Genomic DNA, 3,455 nt, shown 5'->3' with positions numbered 1-3,455 from the left:
GCCCCCGTCTCTCGGGGCGGGCCGGCCGGGCAGGCGTCGCGAGGCGTTACTTCGCCAGCTCGGCGACGCCGGCCTGCGCGAACTGCTCGTCCAGGTCGCCACTGGGCGCGCCCGCGACACCGACGGCCGCGATCGGAGCGCCCTTCGACTGGATCGGGGCGCCGCCGGCCAGGAACAGGGTGCCGGGGATGTCCTTCAGGGTCGGGGCCTGGGCCAGCCGCTTGGCCAGCTCCGAGGTCGGGGCGTTCCAGGACACCGCCGTGAAGGCCTTGCGCTCGGCCGACACCGGCGCCTGCGGGCCGGCGCCGTCGCCCTTCAGCAGCACCCGGGTGACACCGTCACGGTCGACGACCGCGACCGAGACGTGCTGGCCGGCCTTGGTGGCCGCGTCCAGGGCGGCCTGGGCGGCGCGGGTGGCGGCGTCGATGGTCAGGCCGCTGCTCGGGGCCAGGTTCTTGTTCTGGGTGTCGGCCTTCGCCGCGGCCGGGACGACCGGGGTCTCGGAGGACTCGGCGCTGGCCGAAACGGCGCCCACGGTGGCGGCGGCGAGCGCGGCGGCGACGACGGTGCCGGTCAGCACCCGGGTGCGCACGGAGGTCTTCTTCATGGTCCAGCTCCTCAGCGGGTCTACGGGGTGGTGTGGCGGGGATCGGGGCCACCGGGCCGTACGGGGGCCGGCCCGGCGGCATGCTTCGATCCTCCGGCCGGGGGCGGGTCCGCCACATCGACGGACCGGCGCGAGCGGCCGGGCATGATGGAGGACGACGGCGTCAACCGATCGGCTGATGCGGACCCGGGACGGACGGGTCACCATCGAGGGATCGGCGCAGGTCGGTGCGGGTCGAGACGATCGGGTCGAGACGATCGGTACGGGCCGACGCCGACCGCGCCCGCAGCACCCGTTCAGCCAGGAGCCACCCGTGCAGCAGCCCCGCCCGACCGTCGGCCGCGGCACCGCGGACCGCGCCGGTGCCGGTACCGCTTCCGGTGCCGTTTCCGGTGCCGACGCCGGTTCTGGTGCCGGTGCCGGTGCCGACCAGTTCGGTGGGCCCGCCCATCCCACCGCCGTCGGCGACGACCTCGGCGACCCGGACGCGGGCCGGCTCGCGGTGCTGCTGGACTCCGCCTTCCTGCTGCTGCTCGCCGCCTCGCTCAACCGCTACCTCAACCACCACTGGGGCAACGCCCAGGTGCCCTGGGTGATCGGGCTGAGCGCCGCCCTCGCGGTCGCCCAGCCGGCCGGCTCCTGGCTCGACCGCCACCACCCGCCCGCCCCGGGCCGGCGCCGCCGGTGGCCGCCGGCCCTGGTGGTGGTGCTCTGGGTGGTGCTGGTGCTGCTCGCGCCGAGCTTCGCCTGGTGCGCCGTCCCGCTGATCTACACCGCGCTGCGGGCGCTGCCCGCGAAGGCCGCCATCCCGCTGGTCGGCGCGCTGACCCTGCTGGTGGTGATCGCCGAGGTCCGGCTGCCCGGCGGCGACGCCACGCTCGTCCTGCTGCCGCCCGCGGTGGCCGGGCTCGCCACCGGCGTCTTCCTCTTCATGGCCCGGCAGGCCGCCCGGCAGCGCGCGCTGATCGCCGACCTGGTCCGCACCCGGCGCGAACTGGCCGCCACCGAACGGCGGGAGGGCACCCTGGCCGAGCGCGAACGGCTGGCGATGGAGATCCACGACACCCTGGCGCAGGGCCTGTCCAGCCAGCAGATGCTGCTCCAGGCCGCCGAGCGCACCTGGGACACCCACCCGGCGACCGCCCGCACCCACGTCCGCACCGCCGCCGAGGTGGCCGCCCGGAACCTGGCCGAGGCCCGCCGCTTCGTCCACGACCTCGCCCCGGCGGAACTCTCCGACGGCCGGACGCTCGACCAGGCGCTCCGGGCGCTGGCCGAACGGGAGTCCGCCGAGAGCGGGCTGCCGGTCCGCTTCCACCTGGACGGCGTCCCCGTACCGCTGCCCGCCGCCGCGCAGTCGGCGCTGCTGCGGATCGCCCAGGGCGCGCTGGCCAACGTCCGCGAGCACGCCGGGGCCTCGGCCGCCGCGATCACGCTGTCCTTCCTGGGCGACCAGGCCGTGCTGGACATCGCCGACGACGGACAGGGCTTCGCCCCGGACGCGTCCGACGCCGGGGACGGGCGCGGGTACGGCCTGCCGGCGATGCGCGCCCGGCTGCGGCAGCTCGGTGGCAGCCTGACCGTGGAGAGCGCGCCGGGCGAGGGCACCGTCGTCTCCGCCTCGATCCCCCTGGAGCACCGATGACCACCGATGAGCCTGGAACACCGATGAGTCCGGAGCACCGATGAACACGACTCCCGTCCGGCCCCCTCCCGTCCGGCTGCTGGTCTGCGACGACCACGCCGTGGTGCGGGCCGGGCTGCTGGCGCTGCTGGCGAGCGCGGGCGACATCGAGGTGGTGGGCGAGGCGAGCACCGGGGAGGAGGCCGTCGCGCTGGCCGCCCGGCTGGCGCCGCAGGTCGTGCTGATGGACCTCCAGCTCGGCGACGGCATCGACGGGGTGGAGGCCACCCGGCGGATCACCGCCGCCCCGGGCGGGCCGCACGTCCTGGTGCTCACCACCTACGACACCGACGCCGACATCACCCGGGCCATCGCCGCCGGCGCCACCGGCTACCTGCTCAAGGCCGAGCGGCCGGAGGAGCTGTTCGCCGCCGTGCACGCGGCCGCGCAGGGCCGGACGGTGCTCTCGCCGCCGGTCGCCTCCCGGGTGATGGCGCAGATGCGGGCACCCACGCGTCGGCTCACCGAGCGCGAGCAGGACATCCTCGAACAGCTGGCGCAGGGGCTGGGCAACCGGGAGATCGCCCGGGCACTGTTCATCAGCGAGGCCACGGTGAAGACCCACCTCGGCCGGATCTACGACAAGTTGGGCGTGGACACCCGGGCAGGCGCGGTGGCGGTGGCCAAGGAGCGCCGGCTGCTGCGCTGAGCCAGCCGGCTCCCTCCGTCCGTCGGCTCCCTCGGCTCCCTCGGTCCCTCGGCCCGGCCGAACCGCTCACTCCCCGCGCCCGATCCGCCTCCAACCGTGTCCGATCGCGCCCGACCATGGCTGCGCTGGGCGCTCGCCTGGTGTCACTGCGTGCTGTCACGATGCTCGGAATGTCGGATTCCACCTCGACGCCCGACCCGGGCCGGCCCGGGCGGCTCGGCCTCCGATCACCCAGCCAGGAGCACAACTCCCTGGTCTGAGGCCTTTCCGGGCCTTCCGAAGTGTTCGTCACATTGTGGATTTTTCGTGGATTCCACTATTGACAAACCAACCACACGGTTTGTTACCGTGAGATCCACGACGTCCCCGGGGGTGGGGTGCTCGCCGGGGCCTGTGCGGACCGCTCTCGCCGGAGGGTGAAGCCAGGGGGGAACGGTGGGCGTGCCGGGGTGTCGGGGGGAGCGGCAGCGCCGAAGCCGCTCGCGAGGAGGCGTGGAGCGAGTCCGGGGGGACTC

At 75.1% G+C, this 3,455-nt stretch carries 3 protein-coding genes; 2 read left to right on the top strand and 1 reads right to left on the bottom strand.

The features are described 5' to 3' along the window. Window positions 1-46: 46 nt before the first annotated feature. Window positions 47-607, bottom strand: a complete 561-nt coding sequence (locus ACFRMQ_RS39400) for a heme-binding protein (RefSeq protein ID WP_380702976.1) — start codon at window positions 605-607, stop codon at window positions 47-49. A gap of 313 nt (window positions 608-920) precedes the next feature. Here ACFRMQ_RS39400 and ACFRMQ_RS39395 point away from each other — a divergent pair, with 313 nt between their 5' ends. Continuing rightward, window positions 921-2,252 (top strand): sensor histidine kinase, encoded by a 1,332-nt coding sequence (locus ACFRMQ_RS39395; RefSeq protein ID WP_380735711.1) that lies wholly within the window; start codon window positions 921-923, stop codon window positions 2,250-2,252. 40 nt (window positions 2,253-2,292) lie between these two features. Further along, window positions 2,293-2,940: a response regulator gene (locus ACFRMQ_RS39390; RefSeq protein ID WP_380735710.1), complete on the top strand. Its 648-nt coding sequence runs from the start codon at window positions 2,293-2,295 to the stop codon at window positions 2,938-2,940. Window positions 2,941-3,455: the final 515 nt, after the last annotated feature.

The organism is Kitasatospora sp. NPDC056783 (genome assembly GCF_042789895.1).
Taxonomy (GTDB): Bacteria; Actinomycetota; Actinomycetes; order Streptomycetales; family Streptomycetaceae; genus Kitasatospora.
The sequence above is the reverse complement of the archived record's forward strand: the minus strand, read 5'-3'. Positions and strand labels throughout refer to the sequence as shown.